The organism is Phreatobacter sp. (assembly GCF_051860605.1).
Lineage (GTDB): Bacteria > Pseudomonadota > Alphaproteobacteria > Rhizobiales > Phreatobacteraceae > Phreatobacter.
In genome coordinates this window covers 153,267-173,736 of the sequence record NZ_JBHYDR010000001.1, presented here as the reverse complement: position 1 = coordinate 173,736, position 20,470 = coordinate 153,267, and the positions used below count along the sequence as shown (strand labels likewise).

Sequence of the window (20,470 nt, the reverse complement as noted above, 5' to 3'; positions counted from 1 at the left end):
CGCAAGGCAGAAAATCAATTGCTCTATTGATTTTTGCGCCGCCGGGAGTCAGCCTGCCTCCAACGACAACCGATTGGAGGAACGTGTGGAGGAAGCGGACTATCTCGCCATGGTGTCCTCCGTGCAGGATCGGCTCTGGCCGAAGGAGCTGCCGCGCGCGCCGCAATATCCGCTGGGCGACGTCCTGCTGACCGACCACCTGCGCCATTGGGCAGAGGTGCAGCCCGAGAAGGCGGCCGTCAATTTCTACGGGGCGGTGACGACCTACCGCGATCTCGATCGCCTCAGCGACGGCTTCGCGGCGCTGCTGGTCACGCTCGGCATCGCCAAGGGCGACCGCGTCGCCGTCTTCATGTCCAATTGCCCGCAGTTCCTCATCGCCTTCTACGGGATCCTGAAGCTCGGGGCGGTGCACGTGCCGTGCAATCCGATGTTCAAGGCACCCGAACTGCTCTACGAACTGAACGACACGGGCGCGACGGTCATCGTCTCCCTCGACCAGCTGTACGACACAGTGGCCGAGGTGCGGGGCGATACGCGGGTCCAGCATGTCATCGTCACCTCGCTCGCCGAGATGGCGCCCGCGGCTGCGGAGATCCCCGCGCCGGCCTCGCTTGCGGCACCGAAGCACGTTCCCTATGGCGCCATCGACATGCTGCCGGCGCTGCACGGATTGTCCGACGACCGCTTCGTGCCGCCTGTGCCGGTCCTGCCCGACGACATCGCGGCGCTGAACTATACCGGCGGCACCACCGGCATGCCCAAGGGCTGCATTCATACCCAGCGCGACATGGTCTACACCGCCGCGACCACGGTGCCCTTCTCGCTCGGCACCTCGAAGGATTCCACCTATCTCTGCTACCTGCCGGTGTTCTGGGTCGCTGGCGAAGTCTTCGGTGTCATCTTCCCCGTTTTCGCGGGCTGCACCGTCGTGCTGCTCAACCGCTGGGATCCCGTGGCCTCAATGGCCGCGATCGACCGCTACAGGGTGACCCACGCCAGCTTCCTGGTCGATGGAGCCGTCGACATTCTCGACCATCCCGACCGGTCCAGCTACGACCTGACCAGCCTCGAGCGCACCGGCGGCGTGTCCTTCGTCAAGAAGCTCAACCCGGACCTGCGTCGACGCTGGCGCGAGGTCACCGGCTCGACCATCCGCGAGGTCGCATGGGGCATGACCGAAACCCACACCTGCGACACGATGAACTATGGCCTGGATGCCGATGATTTCGACCTTAACGCGCAGCCGGTCTTCGTCGGGTTTCCGGTGCCGGGCACCGAGTTCAAGATCTGCGACTTCGACACGGGCGCCCTGAAGGCGCTCGGCGAGGAGGGCGAGATCTGCATCCGCTCGCCATCGCTGTTCAAGGGCTACTGGAACCGTCCCGAGGCCAATGCCGAGGTGTTCCGCAACGGCTGGTTCCACACTGGCGACATCGGCGTCTACGACACGGACGGCATCCTGCACTTCCTCGGCCGCCGCAAGGAGATGCTCAAGGTCAATGGCATGAGCGTCTTTCCCGGCGAGCTCGAGGCGATCCTTGGCCAGTATCCCGGCCTGCTCGGCTCGGGGGTCATCGGCCGCCCCGACGAAGCCAGGGGCGAGGTTCCGGTCGCCTTCGTCTGGCTGCCGGAATCCCAGCGCGATGCGGCCGGCCAGGACGCGTTCCGCCAATGGTGCGGCCGGATGATGTCCACCTACAAGCAGCCCGAGATCCGCTTCGTCGACAGCTTGCCGATGACCGAGACCGGCAAGGTCAAGAAGGAACAGCTTCGCGCGCTCCTGTGAGCCGCCAATGCAGGCCGGTGATCCGCCGGACAACAAGCACCGAACAGCCGGCGCCGCCGGCAGGGAGATTGAATCATGACACTGATATCCTGGCGACGCGCCGCGCTTTGCGGTCTGGCTGCCTTCGCGACGCTGTCGCTGGCCCTTGCTTCCCCGGACAAGGCCAGCGCGCAGGCCGCAGGCCCCATCCGCATCGGCGTGCTCAACGATCAGGGCGGGCCCTATTCGGCCATCACCGGGCCGGGCTCGGTGGCCGCCGCCCGCATGGCGGTGCAGGATCTCGGCGGAACGGTTCTCGGCCGGCCGGTCGAGGTGCTCTCGGCCGATCACCAGCACAAGCCCGACCTCGGGTCTGCCCTCGCCCGCGAGTGGTACGACGTGCAGGGCGTCCGCGCGATCTTCGACATCTACTCGTCCGGCGTCGCACTGGCCATCCAGCGGGTCGCCCAGGACAAGGACCGCCTGCTCTTCGTCTCGATGGCTTCCAGTTCGCTCATCGGCGGCGCCCAGTGCTCCACCCATGGCATGCAGTGGGCCAATGACGGCTATGCCGTGTCCAATCTCACCGTGCGCGGCGCAGCCGGCGCGCAGGGCAACAGCTGGTACTTCCTGACCGTCGACTATGCGGCGGGACACAGCATCGAGGCCGACGCCACCCGGATGATCCAGGCCGCCGGCGGTCAGGTGCTCGGTGCGGTCCGCTTCCCCCTCGGCACACCGGACTTCTCCTCGTTCCTGCTCAGGGCGCAGGCGTCCGGCGCCAAGAATATCGGCTTCATCGGTGGTGGCTCCGACATGATCAACTCGGTCAAGCAGGCCGATGAGTTCGGCCTGCGCGCAGCCGGCCAGCGCTACGTTCCCTTCTCGATGACGACGGTGGACATCACGGCGGTCGGCAGCCAGGCCACGCAGGGCATGCCGGTCGTGCTCTCCTACTACTGGGGCGAGAATGCCGAGACGCGCGCCTTCGCCGACCGGTTCAAGCGCGAAACCGGCAATCTGCCGACCGACCCCCAGGCCAATGTCTACAGCGCCGTGCGGCACTACCTGCGCGCGGTCCAGGCAGCCGGCACGATCGAGACCGCGGCGGTCCTGGCGAAAATGCGCGAGATGCCGGTGGAGGACTTCTTCACCCGCGGCGCACGCATCCGCGCCGACGGCCGCCTGATGCGCGACCTGATCTACGCGGAGGCCAAGGCACCCGGCGAAATGAGCGGCCCCGAGGACCTCTTGAAGATCGTCTCGCGCATTCCCGGCGAGCAGGCCTTCGTGCCCGTCGCCGAGAGCCAGTGCCCGCTGGTTCGCCGCTAAGGAGGCTCGATGAGGCGCGGCCTTGAGGGCGTGATCCGGGCCAGCCTGAACGGATCGCGGTCCGCGGTGACGCGGATGAGGAAGGGGAGCCGGCCAGTCCGGCTCCCTCATTTTTGGCGGGCCATGCCGGCTCCGGGGTGGCGCTGGCGACGGATCGTCCGGATTCTGGACGACAGAGCCCTCAGGGGCTGCGACCGGGCACATCGACGCCAGCGGAGATCGGCCCGCGGGACCATTGAGCGGCACCGAGAATGCCGGCGGCATCGCCCGTGCGGCCCGTCAGAACCCGGCTGCGCGACAGCAGGAACGGCCAGGTGAAGTCGCCGAGATGCGCCGTCACCCGGTCGGTCAGCAGGTCGCCCGCCTGCGCAACGCCCCCGCACAGGATGCAGGCCTGCAGGTTGAGTGCATTGATGAGACTGCCCAGAGCCTGGGCGATCCGGCGGCTGATGCCATCCACGACGGCGCCCGCGACGGCGTCGCCGTCCGCCATCCGGCGGCAGATGTCCATCGGCGTCGATCCCGCCGCACCGCCGGCGATCTCATAGACCTTGGTGAAGGCCCCGGCGGAAGCGAAATCCTCGAGGGTCCGGGGGCCATGCGCGACATCGTCGAGAACGATCGCGCCCAGTTCCGGAGGCACGCCGTCGTCGCCCGACACCAGGCGGCCATCGATGGCGATGCCGCCGCCGACACCCGTTCCCAGCGTCAGCACGCAGAAGCGCCGCAGGCCTCGGCCCGAGCCGAACCGGAGTTCGCCCACGGTGGCCGCGCTGCCGTCATTGAGGGTCGCGACCGGCAGGCCCGTGCGCTGCCTCAGCGCCTGGGCCAGCGAGCGTTCGCGCATGAGGGGGACATTGCCGGTGCCGTCAACCATCAGGCCGTCGCCCGGCCGTGCATGGCCGGGCGCGGCCAGCCCGATGGATGAGACCGGCAGCCGCCCTACAGCCTGCATCGACCCGATTTCCCGTGCGAGCGTATCGGCGATCTGCTCGAAGCTGGTCATGGCGGCATAGGCGATCGCCCGGCGTTCGACGACCTCGCCCTCGCGGGTCACCAGACCCAGTTTGATCGTCGTGCCGCCGACATCGATTCCGGCTGCCAGATCCGCCGTTGCCCCGCCTCCCGTCGCGTTCATGGCCGCGCATCCATCTTGATGGCGAGTTCGGCCGACAGGCCGCCGTGGCGCATGGTCTCGGGTTGCAGTCCGCGGGCTTCGGCGAGGCGAACGGCCAGCCACTGGAAGGGCAGGACGAGGCCGGGGACGGGCCAGCCACCGGAGACATTCCCGCGCATGCTGGCGGGTCCGACCGCGATCACCCTGCAGCCACGACGGGCCATGACCGTCTCGACGCGCCGGGCCTCTTCAGCCTCGGTGTCGGTCCCGGCGATGATGAAGGTCGCCGAGCGTCCGGTCAGCCCATGAAGCCGGCCGTGGAGCAGTTCCTCGGTCGGATAGGCAGCGGACGGAATACCCGCCATTTCGGCGATCTTCAGGGACGCCTCCAGGGCGATGCCATAGCCGGCGCGGCGGCCGGCAATGACGATCTGGTCGACGTCGGCAAGGCCCGGCACGAGATCATCAGCCCATTGCAGGGCAGGCTCGACCAATGGTGCGAAGTCTGCGCCGGAGGGAAGGCGCAGGGCCGGCGCGCCCAGCGCCTCGGCCATCACCGACAGCACGACCAGCGATCCCGTGAAGCCCTTGGTCTTCGGACCGACGGGTTCTGCCCCCACCGGCAACGGCATGATGGCCGCGCCGCTACGCCCGAGCGGCGCTTCGGGAGAGGCGGTGATGGCGAGTGTGGTCAGTCCGGCCTGCACCGCAGCCTGCGCCGCGGCCACCGACGTGGCGCTGGCGCCGCTCTGCGAGAGCACGATCACCAGCGGCCGGTCCCGCAGGTCGGCGAGCTCGGCGATGAAGTCCTCCGGGTCATGGACGAGTACCGGTCCGCGCCGCGCAGCCACGAAGCGCGGGCGGCAGGCGATCAGCGCGTTGAACGAGGAGCCCGATCCGACAAGCGCGATGCCGTGGAAGGCATCCGGCGTCCAGGAGGCTGCAAAGCCACGCGTCGCGGCAAGGCAGCGGTCGAGAGCCTCGGGCTGTTCGCGGATGAAGGCGGGGATCGGCATGGCTCAGCCCTTGATGCCGCCCTCGGTCATGCCTGAGCGGTAGAACCGCTGGATGATCGCGAAGGGAACGGCGATGGGGATGGAAAGGAGCACGGCCGCCGCCATCAGGCGCGCATAGTCGATCTGGTGCTGGCCGAGCAGGTAGAACATCAGGACCGGCGCGGTCTGGGCGCGCTCCGATGTCGTGTAGAGCAGGGCGAAGATATATTCCTGCCACGACAGGACGAAGGCGAAGATGCCGGCGGTCACGATGCCGGGCATGGCGATGGGCACGATGATGGTTCGGATGATGGTGAGATCGCCGCAGCCATCGATCCGGGCGGCCTCCTCGATCTCGACCGGAATGTCGCGCAGCGCGGTTGCGACCATCCACGTACAGATCGGCAGCGTCACCGACAGATAGGCGAAGATCAGCCCCGGAAGGGTGTTCAGCAGCCCCGTCATCTGGAGGATGATGTAGAACGGGACGAAGAACACCATGGGCGGGAAGAACTGCGAGGCGAGGATGCCGACCAGCATGCCGCGCCCGCCGCGTCGCACGAGCCGCGTCAGTCCGTAGGCGGCTGGCACCGACAGGGCGAGGCTGATCGCCGTCACGGCGATCGACACCACCGCGCTGTTGAGAAGGGAGCGCAGGAACCGCGCATCGCTCAGGATGGCGGCATAGTTCTCCAGGGTCACGGTGCGCGGCAACCAGCGGATGGGCCAGGCGACGACCTCGGCGATCGGCTTGATGCTCGTCACCACCATCCAGGCATAGGGAAACAGCACGAAGACGGTCGTGGCGGCCAGCACCAGATGGGCAGCGAGCTGGACGAGGCGGCCGGAGCGTTCCATCAGTCCCTCGCCCCGCGCGCGGGATCGGCGACTTTCAGATAGGCCACCGTGACGATCAGGATGGTCACGAAGAGCACCAGCGAGGCGGCCGCCGCCATGCCGAAATCGAAGGAATCGAAGGCCACCTTGTAGATGTAGAGGCCCATGACCTCGGTGGCCCTCAGCGGGCCGCCGCCCGTCATGATGATGGAGAGCGTGAAGGCATTGAAGGCCCAGATTGCCGACAGCAGGACGGCAGTCGCGATCGACGGGGCCATCAGCGGGATGATGACATAGCGCAGCGTCTCGGCGCGGCTGGCGCCGTCGATGGTGGAGGCCTCCACGAGCTCGCGCGGGATCGCCTGCAGGCCCGTGAACAGGGTGATGGCCACCAGCGGGAAGAACTTCCAGGTATTGGCGAGCATCAGCGAGAACTGCGCGAGGCCCGGCGAGGCGAGCCATGCGATCGGCCCGTCAATCAGGCCGAGGCGCATCAGCATGTCGTTCAGCACGCCGAGGTCGGGATGGTAGAGCCACAGGAACACGACGGCGACGATGACGAAGGACGACACCCACGGCACCATCACGACGGCGCTGTAGAAGGCGCGCATCCGGGTCACCGCGTTGAGCGCGAGAGCCACGGCCATTCCCAGCGCCAGTTGCATCGCGACATTGCCGACGACCCAGATCAGCGTCACCGAGACGGCATTCCAGAAGCCATCCTGCGCGAACAGGTTCTCGAAGTTCCGCAGGCCGATGAAGCGCCAGGTGTTGCGCGTGGCCTCGTACTGGAAGAAGGCGAGGCCGGCATTGTAGGCAGCCGGCAGGATCACCGCCGCCGCGAGCACGATGATGAGCGGCGTCGCGAACAGATAGCCACGCAGGGTCGGGCCCGCGGTCATCGGGGACCGATGCCTCCCGGGACGTGGCAGGTCCGATGTTCCCAGCGCGCGCGCCCGCGCCGTTCGGGTCCGGCCATGATACGAAGGGTGGCGTATCGAGGAGCCACGATCTCAGCCTTTGATAGCCTGCCAGGTTCCTGACTGCGCGGAGGCATAGGCCGCGTCCATGATGCGGTTGACCACCACGCCCTCGGCAAAGGTCACCTTCGGCTTCGTGCCCTTTGCGATGCACTCCACGAAGTGCCGGATCTGGTCGTAATAGCCGTAGCGCCAGTATTCATCGACGGTCGGGAATAGCCAGCCGCGATCGTGTTCGACCTTCTCGGAAAAGTAGCGTTGGACCTGGTTGCGGGCGAACACCTTGATCGGCTGGGAGAGGCCCGAGCGATCGTAGCTCACCATCCCCTCGGACCCGGAAACCTCCAGCGTCACCTCCATGCCGCCGCGCTGGATCCACGATGCCTCGCACTGGCCGAGCGTGCCGCCGGGATATTTGAGCAGCGCCAGCGAGATGTCGTCGCAGTCGGTGTCGTGATGCAGCGTCGGGGCGTGGCAGAGCACCTCGGTCGGGTTCTCGCCGAGCAGCATGTTGAACACGGCGATGAGGTGACAGCCCATGTCCATGAGCGAGCCGCCGCCGGATTCCACCCGCTTCCAGAACCATGGCGAATGCGGACCGAAATGCGCCTCGCGCCCGCGGATCCAGAGAGGCTTGCCGATGGTTCCGGCCGCCACGATATCGAGGATCTCGCGGAAGTCCGGAGCGTAGATCATGTTCTCGCCATAGGCGTGGATGATCCCGGCCTTTTCGGCAGCGGCCAGCATCTGCAGGCCCTCCGCCTCGGTCATGCCGAGCGGCTTCTCGCACAGGATGTGCTTGCCGGCCTCGGCGGCCAGCAGGCCATATTCCAGATGCCTGTTGTTCGGCAGGCAGAGATCGACGGCATCGAAGGCCGGACCCGACATCAGCTGGTCCCAGCTCGTTGCCGGATGCCCGATGCCGGTGCGGGTGGCGAAGGCCCGGGTCTTCTCGACATCGCGGCCGAGCACGGCAACGACCTCGACGCCCTGGAGGCGGGCATAGACCTGGGCACGGAACTCCGCGATGAAGCCCGTGCCCAGCATGGCCACGCGCACCGGATTGCTCGTCATGCGTCTGTCTTCCCTGGCTGTGCCCCGTTCGTCAGCCGACCAGGCTGTCGATCCTGCGCGAGGCGTCCGCAGCCGCCTTGTCGGCGTCAGCCCGCCCGCCCAGCACCTGCTGCACCGCATCGCCGACCGCATCCGCAATCTCGGTGAACTTGTCGGTCACGGTGAAGGGGACGGCTGCCGGGATCGCCTCGACCCACGGCCTGTAGGCGTCGGTTGCAAAGCGCGGGTCGCGTGCCGCCGACTTGCGCCCCGGCAGCGTGACGACGCTCTTCGCCATGTTCTCCGGCTTCAGAAGGAACTCGACGAACCGGAAGGCCGCTTCCTGGTTCCGTCCACCCTTGAACAGGGTGTAGTACCAGGAGGAGGTCAGGAACCGGGGCTGCTTGCCGGCGGCCGGCGGAAGCTGTGCCAGCGACCATTTCAGGTTCGGCGCCTGTTCGCGCAGCGATCCCTGCCGCCAGGGTCCGTCGATGATCATGCCGGCGCGACCCGTCATGAACAGCTGGTTCACGTCGTTGAGGCCATTGGCCATGGCCGAGGGCTGCGCCGCCTTATGCTTCACCAGCAGGTCCGTATAGAAGCGCAGGGCCGCAACCGATTCCGGCTGGGCGAAGGCCGACCGCTTCCCGTCCCGCGTCAGCAGATCGCCGTGGAAGGCGTAGAGGAAATTGATGTAGCGGCTGATCAGGCTGGCATCCTTGGCGCCGATCAGGCCCCAGCCATAGACGCCGCCGCCGGTGATCTTCTTGGCCGCCACGGCCAGTTCGTCCATGGTCTTCGGGAAGGCCGATATGCCTGCCTTCTGGAACAGGTCGGTGTTGTAATAGACCAGCCAGGGATCGATGCGGTCCGGAACGGCGAAGATCTTGCCGCCGACCGTGGCGCCTTTCCACGGCTCCTCGAACCAGTCCGCGCGATCGAGCCTGCCGGCCTGCGTCGTGATCTCCGAAAGCAGGCCGGGAGCCGCCAACTCGGGCACCCAGCGGCCGTCGACATAGGCAACGTCAGGCGGATCGCCCGCGCGCGCCGAGACGACGAGCCGCTGCCGCAGCACCGGGAAGGGCAGCGAGATCAGCTCGATCTTCACATTGGGGTTCTGCTTCTCGTACTCGGCGAAGATGCCGGTCACGGCAGCCTGCTGCGCGGTGGTGTCCCAGGCGGGATAGGCGATCTTCAGGGTGGTCTGGCCCTGTCCGCGCGCCGGCGCGGCAAGCGTCGCGGCGGCAAGGGCGCCGAGGGCGGAACGTCTCGTCAGTGCGGTCATGCTTGCCTCCTCTGGATGGGGTGGAAGGTCACGCGCGGGGCCGGGCGACCGGCGGCACATAGGTCTCGAGTTCGGGATCGGGGAAGGTAACGGTGCGCCCGAGTTCGGCGGAACGGTAGAGCGCCATCAGGATCTCGACCACCGCGAGACCGTCGTCGAAGGTCTCGTCCGGCATGCGGCCGGCGCGGAACGCCTCGACGAAGTGCCGGTTCTCCAGCGTATAGCCATAGATGCCGGCTTCGTCGTCCAGCACGGGCATGAGGCCCTGCTCGGCGTTTTGCTTCTCGACCAGATCCTCGCCGGCGCTGCCCGTTACCTCGCGGGACAGGAACACCTTGAGGCCGGTCGAGAGCGAATTGAACTCCATCGCATATTCGGGGCCGAGCAGTTCCAGCGTGATGCGCAGGCCCGGGCCGACATAGGCCCATGACGTTGTGGCCTCGATGATCGCCTCGTTGCCGTCAGGGTCGCGCAGGGTGATGAGGCCGCGGGCAAAGTCCTCCGCCGGGCGGGCGAGATAGTCGATCTCGCCACGGGTGCGGGCGCTGAGGGCAGCGGCATAGGCCGGGCGCTTCCACTTGAGCGTGGAGACCGTCGCATTGGCACTGACGAGGGTGAGCGAGCCGCGCGCCTCTCCCGGCTTGGTCAGGAGGAAGCGTGCCACCTCGACGGAGTGGCACATCATGTCGGACAGCACGCCGCCGCCCTGCCGCTCGCCGTCCCAGAACCACGGCTCATGCGGGCCGGAATGCTCCTCGGTTGCCCGGGCGAGATAGGGTCGCCCCGAGTTCGGCACCGCGCGCCGCCAGACGATGTCGCGGCCGCGCTGAACGGCGGTCGAGAAGATCTGGTTCTCCAGATAGCCGTGAAGCAGACCGGCATCCTCGACGAGGCGGAGCATTTCGCGGGCCTCGGCCACCGTGCGTGCCAGCGGCTTCTCGCAGGCCACCGCGAAGACGGACGTGGTGCCCGCCTTGCGCGCCGCATGGATCTCGCGCATCGCGTCGAGGCGGGTGTGATTGGGGCTGACGATCCAGATGGCGTCGACATCCGGTGCGGCAAGCATGGCCTTGAGGTCGGCATAGGCGATGCAGGGGCCCAGCCCCTGGCTGGTCGCCTCCGCGGCAAAAGCCTCCCGGCGTTTCGCCGTCGGAGAGACGACGGCGGTGACCGTCACGTTGCGAACGCCGAGCAAAGCGCGCAGATGGAACTGCGCCATGAAGCCCGCGCCGAGGAAGCCGATTCTGAGAGGATCTGTCGTGCCAGCCATGTCCAGTTCACCGAAAACGCTTCCCTCGGGATGCCGAAGGATTTATTCAATCAAGTTGAATAAATCACCGGTCTGCCGGCGATGCAAGGGGTCCGACACATGGTGAGGGCCGCAACCGGGGGCACCAATCCGGGCCATGCCCGGCTTTTCAATCGCAGGGTGGTGCTCGAGACGATCAGGCTTCACGGGCCGCTGTCGCGCGCCGCCATCGCCCGCCACACCGGCCTGTCCGTCCAGTCCATCTCCAACATCGCCGAGGACCTGTCGGCCGAGGGTCTGCTGCGCGAGGAACGGCTGCGCCAGCAGGGCGGTCGCGGCGCGCCGGCGCACGACCTCGCGCTCAACCCGGATGGCGGCTTCACCTTCGGCATTGCACTCGATCATCGCCGCCTGATGGTCGTGCTGACCGACATTACCGGCCGGGTGCGCCGGCAGGTGGAGACCGGTATCGAAGGCCAGCCCCCCGATAGCGTCCTCACCCTGATTGCCTCCACAGCCGGCCGCCTCGCCGATGCCGAAAAGGCCGGCCGCGACCGGATCTGGGGCGCGGGCGTGGTCATGCCGATGATCTTCGAGAACGGCGAGCCGGTCGCCTTCGGGCCGACATCCATGCCTGCCTGGCAGCATGTTCCCGTGGTCGGGCGACTGTCGGCCGCGCTCGGCGTTCCGGTTCTGGTGGAGAATGATGCGACTGCGGCGGCCGTGGGCGAACAGCTCTACGGCATCGGCAGGCGGCTGAAGGATTTCTTCTACATCTATATCGGGGTCGGGGTCGGCGGCGGCATGATCCTGTCCGGCCACCCCTATCGCGGCAGCGCCGGGCGTGCCGGCGAACTGGGCCATGTCGTGGTCGATCCGGGCGGCCGGCAATGCGCCTGCGGCAACCGCGGATGCCTTGAGCGCTACGTCTCCCTGTCGGCTGCGCAGCACGCTCTGGATGGCCTGCCAGAAGGCACCCATGCCATCGATCCGTCCGGCATTGCCGCGAGGGTCGACGATCTGGACGTCTGGCTCGACGAGGCCGCGCGGCACCTGTCCACAGCCTGCGTGACGATCGGCAATCTGCTCGACCCGGAGGCCATCGTGGTCGGCGGCACGATGCCGAGCCGCCTGCTCGGTCCGCTCATCGAACGCTTGAAGGTCAGGCTGTCCGAGGCGTCTGTTGGTCGCCGCCACACGCCAATCTTCGAGGCCGAGATTGATCTCGACACGCCTGCGCTCGGCGGCGCGGCCCTGCCGCTGTTCGAGGGACTGGCGCCCGCCGCCTCCCTGCTCCACATGCCGGTCCAGAAACATGGCTGACGGTTGCGGGCGGCCGTCCGCGAAGCCGACAGACATGCAGTGGCTTACGCGTGCTGCAATCGCCGGCCGGAACGGACATGGCGGCGGCCACGCCGGTCAGTAGAGGTTGGTGGTGTAGGCGGTTTCCAGCCGCTTGTTGGTCGCCTCCGCATCCACGCCTGCAATCTGGTCGGACAGCACCGTGCCGAGAAGCGGAAATGCGTCCCGGCCGACCCTCTTGTCGGGGTTCCACAGGTCGGCCCGCAGGATCGAGCGCCCGCAGTGGAAATAGACCTGCTCAACAGCGATCTGCATGGCGGAGCCCGGAACGATCCTGCCCTTGATGGCCATGGACTGCAGAACCTCCGGATCGGTGACGATGCGGGCCCGGCCGTTGATGCGGAGGGTTTCGTTGAGGCCGGGAACGAGGAAGAGCAGTCCGACCTGCGGCCTCTCCAGCACGTTCTGCAGCGTGTCCAGAAGGTTGTTGCCGCGGCGGTCGGGCAGGAGCAGCGTCTGGTCATCCACCACCTTGACGAAGCCCGGCTCGTCGCCGCGCGGCGAGCAGTCGGTGCCCGATGTGCTGGTGCTGGCGATGGTCAGGTAGGGCGACAGCGCGATGAAGCGGCGGCAGTGGTCGTCGAGGCGCGTGAGGATCTTCTTCTGTGTCGTCTCGGCCGGCTGGTCATAGATCTGGCGCAGGGTGTCCGTGCCGGTGATCTCGTGCGGTCCGTCGCTCATGTCGCCTCCCTGGTCCGTGTGGTCGGCACGGGCATCGGTGCATCCGGCCAATTCTAGCCGGTGCCGCAGGGCGCATCGCGCGCGGACGGGACTTGAAATGTCGCGAAACGGCCAAAGGCCCGCGGGCGTCAGTCGTGCATGGCCCCGCCGCACGGGTCGCCCCAGCGAAGATAGTCGCGCGGCGACAGGCCCATGGTGCGGCGGAACATGGCGCTGAAGGCGCTCGGGCTGTCATAGCCGAGGTCGAGGGCCACATGCGTGACGGCCTCGCCGGCGGTCAGCCTGGACAGGGCCTCCATCAGGCGGACCTGCTGGCGCCACTGGACGAAGCTCATGCCGGTCTCATGCCGGAACAGCCGGGTCAGGGTGCGCCTGCCGAGGCCCCCGTAGCGTGCCCAGTGGTCAAGGTCGTGATTGTTGCCCGGATCGCGCAGGATGGCCTCGCAGATGCGGGCAAGCCGCCGGTCCTTCGGCATGGGGGCCGAGCGGACCAGTTCCGGCATTCGGCGGATCTCGGCGAGGATGAGGTCGATGATGGCGCCGTCCCGGCCGCCGGTTTCGTACTCGGTCGGCAGCGCCACGGCCTCGTTGAGCAGTTCCCGCAGCAGCGGCGAAATCTCCATGAGCTGGCAGGTGCCCGGCAGGCCGATGGCGGCTGCCGGCTCGATGTAGATCGTGCGCAGGCTGACGGCGCCCCAGCAGCGGGTCTGGTGCATCACGCCCGGCGGAATCCACAGGGCGTGCTGCGGGGCCACCGCCCAGCTGCCGTCGTCCGTGATGACGGTCATGATGCCGGTCAGGCCATGAAGGAACTGGCCGCGACGGTGGCAATGGCGGGTGCCGACCTCGCCATTGGCGAATTCGGCGGCCATGGCCACGACCGGGCGCTGAACGTTCTGCAGCGCCTCGGCCCGCCGGCCGCTCGCCTGATGCCCCGAGAAGCACAGCAGCGGCGGATGGCGCGGTTCGCGGCGACCGCTCCGGAAGTCCGGCTGGACGGGCTGCGGGGCAGTCTGGGCCATGGTCGGCGTCCGTCTCGATACCGTGTCGCCGTCGCGCGGGGCGACGGGAAAGCCCGCCGGCGCGGACCGGGAAAGCCTAGCATGAACCGGACCAGGCGGTCATGGAGGAAGCCCATACCCTCGATCGCGGCGGCATGTCGGCCATCGCCAATGGTCTGCCACGGCCATGCGGGAAGGCCCGTTCGCGACAGTTCTCGGCCCTGCAGCACCAGCGCGTCGACAGCACGCGCGTGAACATCCCTGCCCGAAGGTCCGTCTGCCGGCGGGCGTCAACAACGAGGGGATGTTCGTGATGAACAGGCGCGAGTTTTCAAGGCTCCTGACTGCGGCCGGGGTCGCCGGAGCAACGGATATCGCCTGGGGCGTCACCCGCGCGGTCGGTCAGACGCGCGGTGGCACCCTCAACGCCATCATCCAGCCGGAGCCGCCGGTGCTGGTCACGGCCATCAACCAGCAGCAGCCGACGCTGACCCTCGGCGGCAAGATCTACGAGGGTCTGTTGCGCTACGGCACCGACCTGAAGCCGATGCCGGGTCTCGCCCAGTCCTGGACCATTTCGCCGGACGCCAGGACCTACACGTTCAAGCTGTTCCCGAACATCACCTTCCATGACGGCAAGCCGTGCACGGCCGAGGACGTGATCTTCACCTGCACCAAGATGCTGATGGAAACGCACCCGCGCGCCCGCGGCACGTTCCAGCGCGTCGAGAAGGCCGAGGCGCCCGATCCGCTGACCGTGGTGTTCACGCTGAAGGAGCCCTTCGCGCCCTTCCTGTCGTCCTTCGACTGCACCACCACGCCGATCCAGCCCAAGCACATCTATGACGGCAGCGACTACCGCAACAATCCGGCCAATGCCCGCGCCATCGGCACCGGCCCGTTCAAGCTGAAGGAATGGGTGCGCGGCAGCCACGTGCATCTGGTCAGGCACGAGGGCTACTACCGCCAGGGTGAGCCCTATCTCGACGAGATCATCTACCGCGTCATCCCCGACGCGGCCTCCCGCTCGGTTGCGCTCGAGAAGGGCACGGTTCAACTCACGCAATGGACCGACGTCGAGTTCTTCGACGTGCCGCGCCTCAAGGCCCTGCCGCATCTTGAGATGACGACCCAGGGCTACGAGCTGTTCGCGCCGCATCTGTGGATCGAACTGAACAACCGCATAGCCCCGATGAACGACAAGCGCTTCCGGCAGGCGGTGGCCCACGCCCTCGACAAGACGACGATGCGGAACCGGCTGTTCTTCGGCCTCGGCAAGGAGGCGACCGGCCCAATCTCGTCAAAGACCCGCTTCTACGACGGCGACGTCAAGAAATACGAGTACTCGCTCGAGAAGGCGCGCGCGCTGCTCGACGACATGGGCCTGAGGGCCGGCGCCGGCGGCAGGCGCGTGACCATCAAGTTCCTCGTCGTTCCCTTCGGCGAGATCTGGCAGCGGATCGCCGAGTTCGTGCGCCAGTCGCTCGGTCGCGTCGGCATCGAAGTGGTGCTCGAGGGCACAGACGTCGCCGGTTGGGGCCAGAAGGTGTCGAACTGGGAATACGAGATGACCAGCAATCTTCTCTACCAGCTCGGCGACCCGGCGCTCGGCGTGTCGCGCACCTATGTCACCTCGAACATCCGCAAGGGCGTGCTGTTCTCCAACACGCAGGGCTATTCCAACCCGGAGGCCGACAAGCTGTGGGAGGCCGCCGCGGTCGCGACCGACGATGCCAGGCGGCAGGAGCTGTACTCGCAGGTTCAGAAGATGGTCGTCGAGGACGTTCCGGTCGTCTGGCTGATCGAGCAGGACTACCCGACCTTCTACGACAAGAAGCTGAAGAACGTCATCACGTCCGGCATCGGCGTTCACGAGACCTTCGGCGCGGTTCAGTTCGGATGACGACGTCTGCCTTCGGCGGACAGAGCCACCGCGTCATCGCGGTGGCTCTCGCCATTCTGGGCTGGACGGCGAAGTTCGTGGTCGCGGTCCTGGTCATCGCCACCTTTGCCTTCATGCTGGTCAAGGCCGCACCGGGCGATCCCGCCCAGGTGATGGCCGGTCAGACCGGTGCCGCCGACGAGCGGATGCTGGCGCAGATCCGGCAGGAATACGGGCTGGACAAGTCGTTCGTCGTGCAACTCGGCACCCACCTGAAGCGGGTCGTGACGCTTGACCTCGGCTTCTCCTATCGCCAGCGCCAGCCGGTCAGCAGGCTGATCCTGGAGCGCCTGCCGGCGACCCTTCTGCTCACCGGCACCGCGTTCCTGCTGGCGCTTGTCTCCGGCATCGTGCTCGGCACGCTGGCGGGATTGCGGGCGGGCAGATGGTCCGACACGCTGCTGACGGTCGTCTCGCTCATCCTCTACGCCATGCCGGTCTTCTGGCTTGGACTGATGATGGTGCTGCTCTTTTCCGTGCAGCTCGACTGGCTGCCGGCCTTTGGCTATCAGACCATCGGCGTGACCATGGGCCCGCTCGCGCGCATGGTCGATATCGGCGCGCATCTGGTGCTGCCGGCCGTGTCGCTCGCCGCCATCTATCTTGCCATCTACACCCGCCTGATGCGGGCCTCGGTGATCGAGGTCGCCCATCAGGATTTCATCAAGACGGCGCGTGCCAAGGGCCTGCCGCAGGGCCGGATCATCGCCGGCCACATCCTGCGCAACGCCATTCTGCCGGTCGTCACCATCGCCGGAATGCAGGCCAGCGCCCTCGTCGGCGGGGCCGTGGTGATCGAGACCGTCTTCGCCTGGCCGGGTCTCGGCCGTCTCACCTACGAGGCCGTGACGCAGCGCGACTACCCGGTCCTGCTGGGTATTTTCCTTGTCATGTCGGTGCTGGTCATCGTCCTCAACCTTCTGACCGATGCCATCTACCGGCTGATCGATCCGCGCGTCACGACGCGCGCCGCGAACTGAGGGGGTAGCTGTGGACACCGTTCGCGCCTTCTCCCGTCATCCCAGCGGCATGCTGGGGCTGGTCATCCTCGTCTGCGTCGTCGCGCTCGCCGTCCTCGCACCGTGGCTCTACCCGGAAGACCCGTGGGAGATGATCGGGCGGCCCTTCGCACCGCCCTTCTCGGAAGGCTTCCTGCTCGGCACCGACACGCTTGGCCGCGACGTGGCGGCCGGCATCGTCCACGGCACGCGGGTCTCGCTGACCATCGGCGTCGCCTCGACACTGGCGGCGGTCTGTATCGGTGTGCTGGTCGGGGCGATGGCCGGCTACTGGGGCGGCGCGGTCGACGATCTCCTGATGCGGCTCACGGAGCTGTTCCAGACCATTCCCGGCTTCATCCTGGCCATTCTGATGGTGGCAACCCTCGGCCCCTCGCTCGTCAACGTCATCATCGCGATCGCGACCGTGAGCTGGCCGCCGCTGGCGCGCCTGACGCGCGCGGAGTTCCTTCGGTTGCGCGGCCGCGAATTCGTGCAGGCGGCGACCTGCCAGGGCGAGCGACCGTTGCAGGTCGTGCTGCGGCATATCCTGCCCAATGCCGTCTCGCCGATCATCGTCACCGGCTCGCTGACCATCGCCAGCGCCATCCTTATCGAGAGCGCGCTGTCATTCATGGGCCTCGGAGACCCCAATCTCATGTCCTGGGGCTTCATGGTGGGCGCGGCGCGCACCGTCATCCGCCAGGCCTGGTGGATGAGCGTCTTCCCCGGCATTGCCATCCTGCTCACCGTCCTCGCCATCAATCTGGTCGGTGAAGGGCTCAACGACACGCTCAATCCGCGCAATGCCCGCGCCGGGAGGCATTGATGACGACCGGGACGCTGCTCGCGGTCGAAAATCTCTCCATCGCCCTGCCCCGCGGGGCAGACCGTGCCCATGCGGTGGACGACGTGTCGTTCACGGTCGGCGCCAACGAGATCGTCTGCCTCGTCGGCGAATCCGGCTCGGGCAAATCGATGACGGCCCATGCCGTGCTCTCGCTGCTGCCCGACCGGGTGGCGATCTCGTCCGGTTCCCTCCGGTTCAGGGGGCGCGACATCGCCTCGCTCGACGAGGCGTCTATCCGGACGCTGCGCGGCGGCGAGATCGCGATGATCTTCCAGGAGCCGATGTCGGCCCTCAATCCCCTTGCGCGCATCGGGGACCAGATCGGGGAAGCGATCGCTACCCATGCCCGTCCCGTGCCGGTGCGTGAGGCCCTGGATGCCCGCGTGCAGGAACTGGTCTCCTCGGTCGGGCTGCCCGATCCGGCGACCATCGTCCGCAGCTTCCCGTTCCAGCTCTCCGGCGGCCAGCGCCAGCGCGTCATGATCGCCATGGCCATGGCCAACAATCCGGCGCTGCTCCTGGCCGACGAACCCACGACGGCGCTCGACGTCACCACCCAGAAGCAGATCCTCACCCTGATCCGCGACCTGCAGGCCTCGTGCGGCATGGGCGTCCTGCTCATCACGCACGATTTCGGCGTCGTTGCCGACATGGCGGACCGCGTCGTCGTCATGCGCGACGGCAGGATCGTCGAACAGGGGCCGGTCGATTCGGTGCTCAGGCATCCCGCGCACGACTACACCAGGACCCTCATTGCCGCCGTTCCGGGCAGCCGGCCACCGGAACCGCGGTTGCGGCAGGTGGGTCACGATCCGGTCCTCGCCGCCACCGGTCTGTCGAAGACCTTCTCCACCCGGCAGGGCTGGTTCCGTCCGCCCCGCGTCGTTGCGGCCGTCAGGGAGGTCGCGCTGTCGCTGGCGGCCAGGGAGACGGTTGCCGTGGTGGGCGAATCCGGTTCCGGCAAGTCGACCCTCGGGCGGATGATCATGCGCCTTGTGGAACCCGATGCCGGGACGATCGACTTCGATGGCGGCGACCTTCTGAAGCTGCGCGGCGAAGCCTTGCGGCAGATGCGGCGCAACCTGCAGATCGTCTTCCAGGACCCCTTCGCCGCCCTTGATCCGCGCCAGCGCGTCGGCGACGCTATCGCCCGCGGCCCGATGGCGTATGGCGCGTCGCGCTCCGACGCGATGGCCGAAGCGCGCGACCTTCTCGAGCGAGTCGGCCTGAAGCCTGGCGCTGCCGATCGCTATCCCCACGAGTTCTCGGGCGGGCAACGCCAGCGCATCTGCATTGCCCGCGCCCTGGCATTGAAGCCGCGGGTGCTGGTGGCCGACGAGGCCGTGTCCGCGCTTGACGTCTCGGTGCAGGCGACGATCCTGCGCCTGCTCGCCGACCTGCGCGAGGAGCTCAGTCTCGCGATCCTGTTCATCACTCACGACCTGCGCGTCGCCGCCGAAATCGCCGACCGCATCGTCGTGATGAAACATGGCGAGGTGGTCGAGCAGGGCGAGACGGGCGCGGTGTTCGGCAACCCGTCCCACCCCTATACGCGCGAGCTTCTCGCCGCCGCTCCGGGGCGGCATCTGTTCCAGGGGCCGGGACGCGAGACCCGGCCGGACAGCCAGTGCCTTCGCGTCTAAGGGGGCCCGGAGGCTGCCAGCGCTGCCGGTTCGGCCGCCGCGCTATGATCCGGTCGCCCTGAGCTCGGCGAGGATGGCTTCCGCCTTGTCGAGGCGCACATGCCCGTCCGTCTTGAGGCGCTCCACCACCGCCTCGATCTCGTTGCCGACGGCGCCCGCCGCTGCCGCGACGTTGCGGGCGTGGAGGGACATGTGCCCCTTCTGGATGCCCTCGGCGGCAAGGGCCCGCAGGGCGCCGACATTCTGTGCCAGTCCGACGGCAACCACCGCCTTCGCCAGGTCCTGGGCCGACTGGACCCCGAGTAGCCTGACAGCGGCGCGGGCGGCCGGGTGCGTCTTCGTCGCGCCGCCGACAAGGCCCACCGCCATCGGCACCTCCAGCGTGCCAACGAGATGGCCCTGCCCGTCGATCTCGTAGTGCGAGAGCGACGTGTAGCGCCCGCCGGCCGCGGCATGGCAATGCGCGCCCGCCTCCACCGCGCGGGTGTCGTTGCCGGTCGCCAGCACCACCGCGGTGATACCGTTCATGATCCCCTTGTTGTGGGTTGCCGCGCGGTAGGGGTCGGCGGCCGCGAAGCGGTAGGCATCGACGATGCCGGTCACCACATCCGCGCCGCCAAGCGCGTCGCGATCGAACACGGCGCGCACGCGGGCAAGGCGCCGGTCGGCCTTGTTGGTGAGGATGCGAAGCCGCACGCGGCCGCCCGCAATCGCCGCAACCCGCGGGGCAAGGGCTTCCGCCATGGTGTTGACGGCGTTGGCACCCATCGCGTCGCGCACGTCCACCTGCAGGTGCAGGACCACATAGGTGGCACCAGCGGCCTCGACGATTCGGACCTCGATGCCGCGCGCCCCGCCGCCCAGCTTCACCAGCAGCGGGTCCTGCTCGTTGGCGAGAGCCAGCAGCTCGGCCTCGGCCTCATACAGGCGCAGGCGCGCGGCGCGCGGGTCGGCAACGCCCACCACCTGGACCTGCGACACCATGATCGGCAGGTCGGTGGAGGTATGGAAGCCGCCGTGAAGCCGGGCGACAGAGGCCATGTTGCTCGCCGCGGCGACCACCGAGGGCTCCTCGGTCGCCATGGGGATGAGATAGTCGCGGCCGTCGATGGTGAAGTTCGCGGCGATGCCGACCGGGATCGACAGGGTGCCCACGACGTTCTCGACCATCCGGTCGGCGATGCCGAGCATGTCCGGGTCCGGCGACACGAGGCTTGAAAGGTCTGCCTCCCGAAGCCCGGAGGCCTGCGCAACGGCGCTGAGGCGCTCGCCGGGAGAGAGCTTATAGAAGCCGGGAAGGCGGCTGTTGACGGGCATCGACCACGGGCTCCGCTCTGCTTGGTAACGTGAGCGTTAGACGCGCCCGGCCCGCTTTCC

The 20,470-nt window shown here is 67.7% G+C and carries 17 protein-coding genes; 7 read left to right on the top strand and 10 right to left on the bottom strand.

Going from position 1 to position 20,470, the window contains the following annotated elements; translation table 11 throughout:
- Window positions 1-73: 73 nt before the first annotated feature.
- A complete protein-coding gene (locus ACTIFS_RS00765; protein WP_439572121.1) occupies window positions 74-1,789 on the top strand; it encodes an AMP-binding protein in 1,716 nt (571 codons plus the stop codon).
- A 75-nt stretch (window positions 1,790-1,864) separates the two neighbouring features.
- The gene (locus ACTIFS_RS00760) at window positions 1,865-3,100 is read left to right on the top strand and encodes an ABC transporter substrate-binding protein (RefSeq protein ID WP_439572120.1); all 1,236 of its coding nucleotides are present in this window, start codon (window positions 1,865-1,867) and stop codon (window positions 3,098-3,100) included.
- A 181-nt stretch (window positions 3,101-3,281) separates the two neighbouring features.
- Here ACTIFS_RS00760 and ACTIFS_RS00755 read toward each other — a convergent pair whose 3' ends face one another.
- The 7 genes from ACTIFS_RS00755 to ACTIFS_RS00725 all read right to left on the bottom strand — a co-directional run bounded on the left by ACTIFS_RS00755 (window position 3,282) and on the right by ACTIFS_RS00725 (window position 10,637).
- Window positions 3,282-4,238: an ROK family protein gene (locus tag ACTIFS_RS00755; protein WP_439572119.1), complete on the bottom strand. Its 957-nt coding sequence runs from the start codon at window positions 4,236-4,238 to the stop codon at window positions 3,282-3,284.
- The gene (locus ACTIFS_RS00750; protein WP_439572118.1) at window positions 4,235-5,233 is read right to left on the bottom strand and encodes an SIS domain-containing protein; all 999 of its coding nucleotides are present in this window, start codon (window positions 5,231-5,233) and stop codon (window positions 4,235-4,237) included. The genes ACTIFS_RS00755 and ACTIFS_RS00750 overlap by 4 nt, the downstream gene beginning before the upstream one ends.
- A 3-nt stretch (window positions 5,234-5,236) precedes the next feature.
- Window positions 5,237-6,070 (bottom strand): carbohydrate ABC transporter permease, encoded by an 834-nt coding sequence (locus ACTIFS_RS00745; RefSeq protein ID WP_439572117.1) that lies wholly within the window; start codon window positions 6,068-6,070, stop codon window positions 5,237-5,239.
- Window positions 6,070-6,951: a carbohydrate ABC transporter permease gene (locus ACTIFS_RS00740; protein WP_439572116.1), complete on the bottom strand. Its 882-nt coding sequence runs from the start codon at window positions 6,949-6,951 to the stop codon at window positions 6,070-6,072. Before ACTIFS_RS00740 ends, ACTIFS_RS00745 begins: the two co-directional genes overlap by 1 nt.
- Before the next feature lie 111 nt (window positions 6,952-7,062).
- Complete coding sequence (locus tag ACTIFS_RS00735) at window positions 7,063-8,103, bottom strand: Gfo/Idh/MocA family protein (protein ID WP_439572115.1); 1,041 nt, start codon at window positions 8,101-8,103, stop codon at window positions 7,063-7,065.
- A gap of 31 nt (window positions 8,104-8,134) precedes the next feature.
- The gene (locus ACTIFS_RS00730; protein ID WP_439572114.1) at window positions 8,135-9,367 is read right to left on the bottom strand and encodes an ABC transporter substrate-binding protein; all 1,233 of its coding nucleotides are present in this window, start codon (window positions 9,365-9,367) and stop codon (window positions 8,135-8,137) included.
- A gap of 28 nt (window positions 9,368-9,395) precedes the next feature.
- Window positions 9,396-10,637, bottom strand: a complete 1,242-nt coding sequence (locus tag ACTIFS_RS00725; protein WP_439572113.1) for a Gfo/Idh/MocA family protein — start codon at window positions 10,635-10,637, stop codon at window positions 9,396-9,398.
- A gap of 99 nt (window positions 10,638-10,736) precedes the next feature.
- On the opposite strand from ACTIFS_RS00725, the gene ACTIFS_RS00720 reads away from it, so the two are divergent.
- Window positions 10,737-11,939, top strand: coding sequence for an ROK family protein (locus tag ACTIFS_RS00720; protein ID WP_439572112.1), 1,203 nt, complete (start codon window positions 10,737-10,739; stop codon window positions 11,937-11,939).
- Between the two features lie 96 nt (window positions 11,940-12,035).
- Here the strand turns inward: ACTIFS_RS00720 and ACTIFS_RS00715 are convergent, their stop codons facing one another.
- Together ACTIFS_RS00715 and ACTIFS_RS00710 are read right to left on the bottom strand one after the other, a co-directional pair.
- Window positions 12,036-12,659: a pyridoxamine 5'-phosphate oxidase family protein gene (locus tag ACTIFS_RS00715; RefSeq protein ID WP_439572111.1), complete on the bottom strand. Its 624-nt coding sequence runs from the start codon at window positions 12,657-12,659 to the stop codon at window positions 12,036-12,038.
- Between the two features lie 128 nt (window positions 12,660-12,787).
- Entirely contained in the window at window positions 12,788-13,681 is an 894-nt protein-coding gene (locus tag ACTIFS_RS00710; protein ID WP_439572110.1) for an AraC family transcriptional regulator, read from the bottom strand.
- A gap of 292 nt (window positions 13,682-13,973) precedes the next feature.
- Here ACTIFS_RS00710 and ACTIFS_RS00705 point away from each other — a divergent pair, with 292 nt between their 5' ends.
- The 4 genes from ACTIFS_RS00705 to ACTIFS_RS00690 are packed head-to-tail and all read left to right on the top strand — an operon-like array spanning window position 13,974 to window position 19,093.
- Complete coding sequence (locus ACTIFS_RS00705) at window positions 13,974-15,563, top strand: ABC transporter substrate-binding protein (RefSeq protein WP_439572487.1); 1,590 nt, start codon at window positions 13,974-13,976, stop codon at window positions 15,561-15,563.
- Window positions 15,560-16,582: an ABC transporter permease gene (locus tag ACTIFS_RS00700; protein ID WP_439572109.1), complete on the top strand. Its 1,023-nt coding sequence runs from the start codon at window positions 15,560-15,562 to the stop codon at window positions 16,580-16,582. The genes ACTIFS_RS00705 and ACTIFS_RS00700 overlap by 4 nt, the downstream gene beginning before the upstream one ends.
- 10 nt (window positions 16,583-16,592) lie before the next feature.
- Window positions 16,593-17,429, top strand: a complete 837-nt coding sequence (locus tag ACTIFS_RS00695) for an ABC transporter permease (protein WP_439572108.1) — start codon at window positions 16,593-16,595, stop codon at window positions 17,427-17,429.
- On the top strand, window positions 17,429-19,093 hold the full coding sequence (locus ACTIFS_RS00690) for an ABC transporter ATP-binding protein (RefSeq protein ID WP_439572107.1): 1,665 nt from the start codon (window positions 17,429-17,431) through the stop codon (window positions 19,091-19,093). Before ACTIFS_RS00695 ends, ACTIFS_RS00690 begins: the two co-directional genes overlap by 1 nt.
- Before the next feature lie 42 nt (window positions 19,094-19,135).
- On the opposite strand, the gene ACTIFS_RS00685 is transcribed toward ACTIFS_RS00690, so the two are convergent.
- The gene (locus ACTIFS_RS00685; protein WP_439572106.1) at window positions 19,136-20,410 is read right to left on the bottom strand and encodes a hydroxymethylglutaryl-CoA reductase, degradative; all 1,275 of its coding nucleotides are present in this window, start codon (window positions 20,408-20,410) and stop codon (window positions 19,136-19,138) included.
- Window positions 20,411-20,470: the final 60 nt, after the last annotated feature.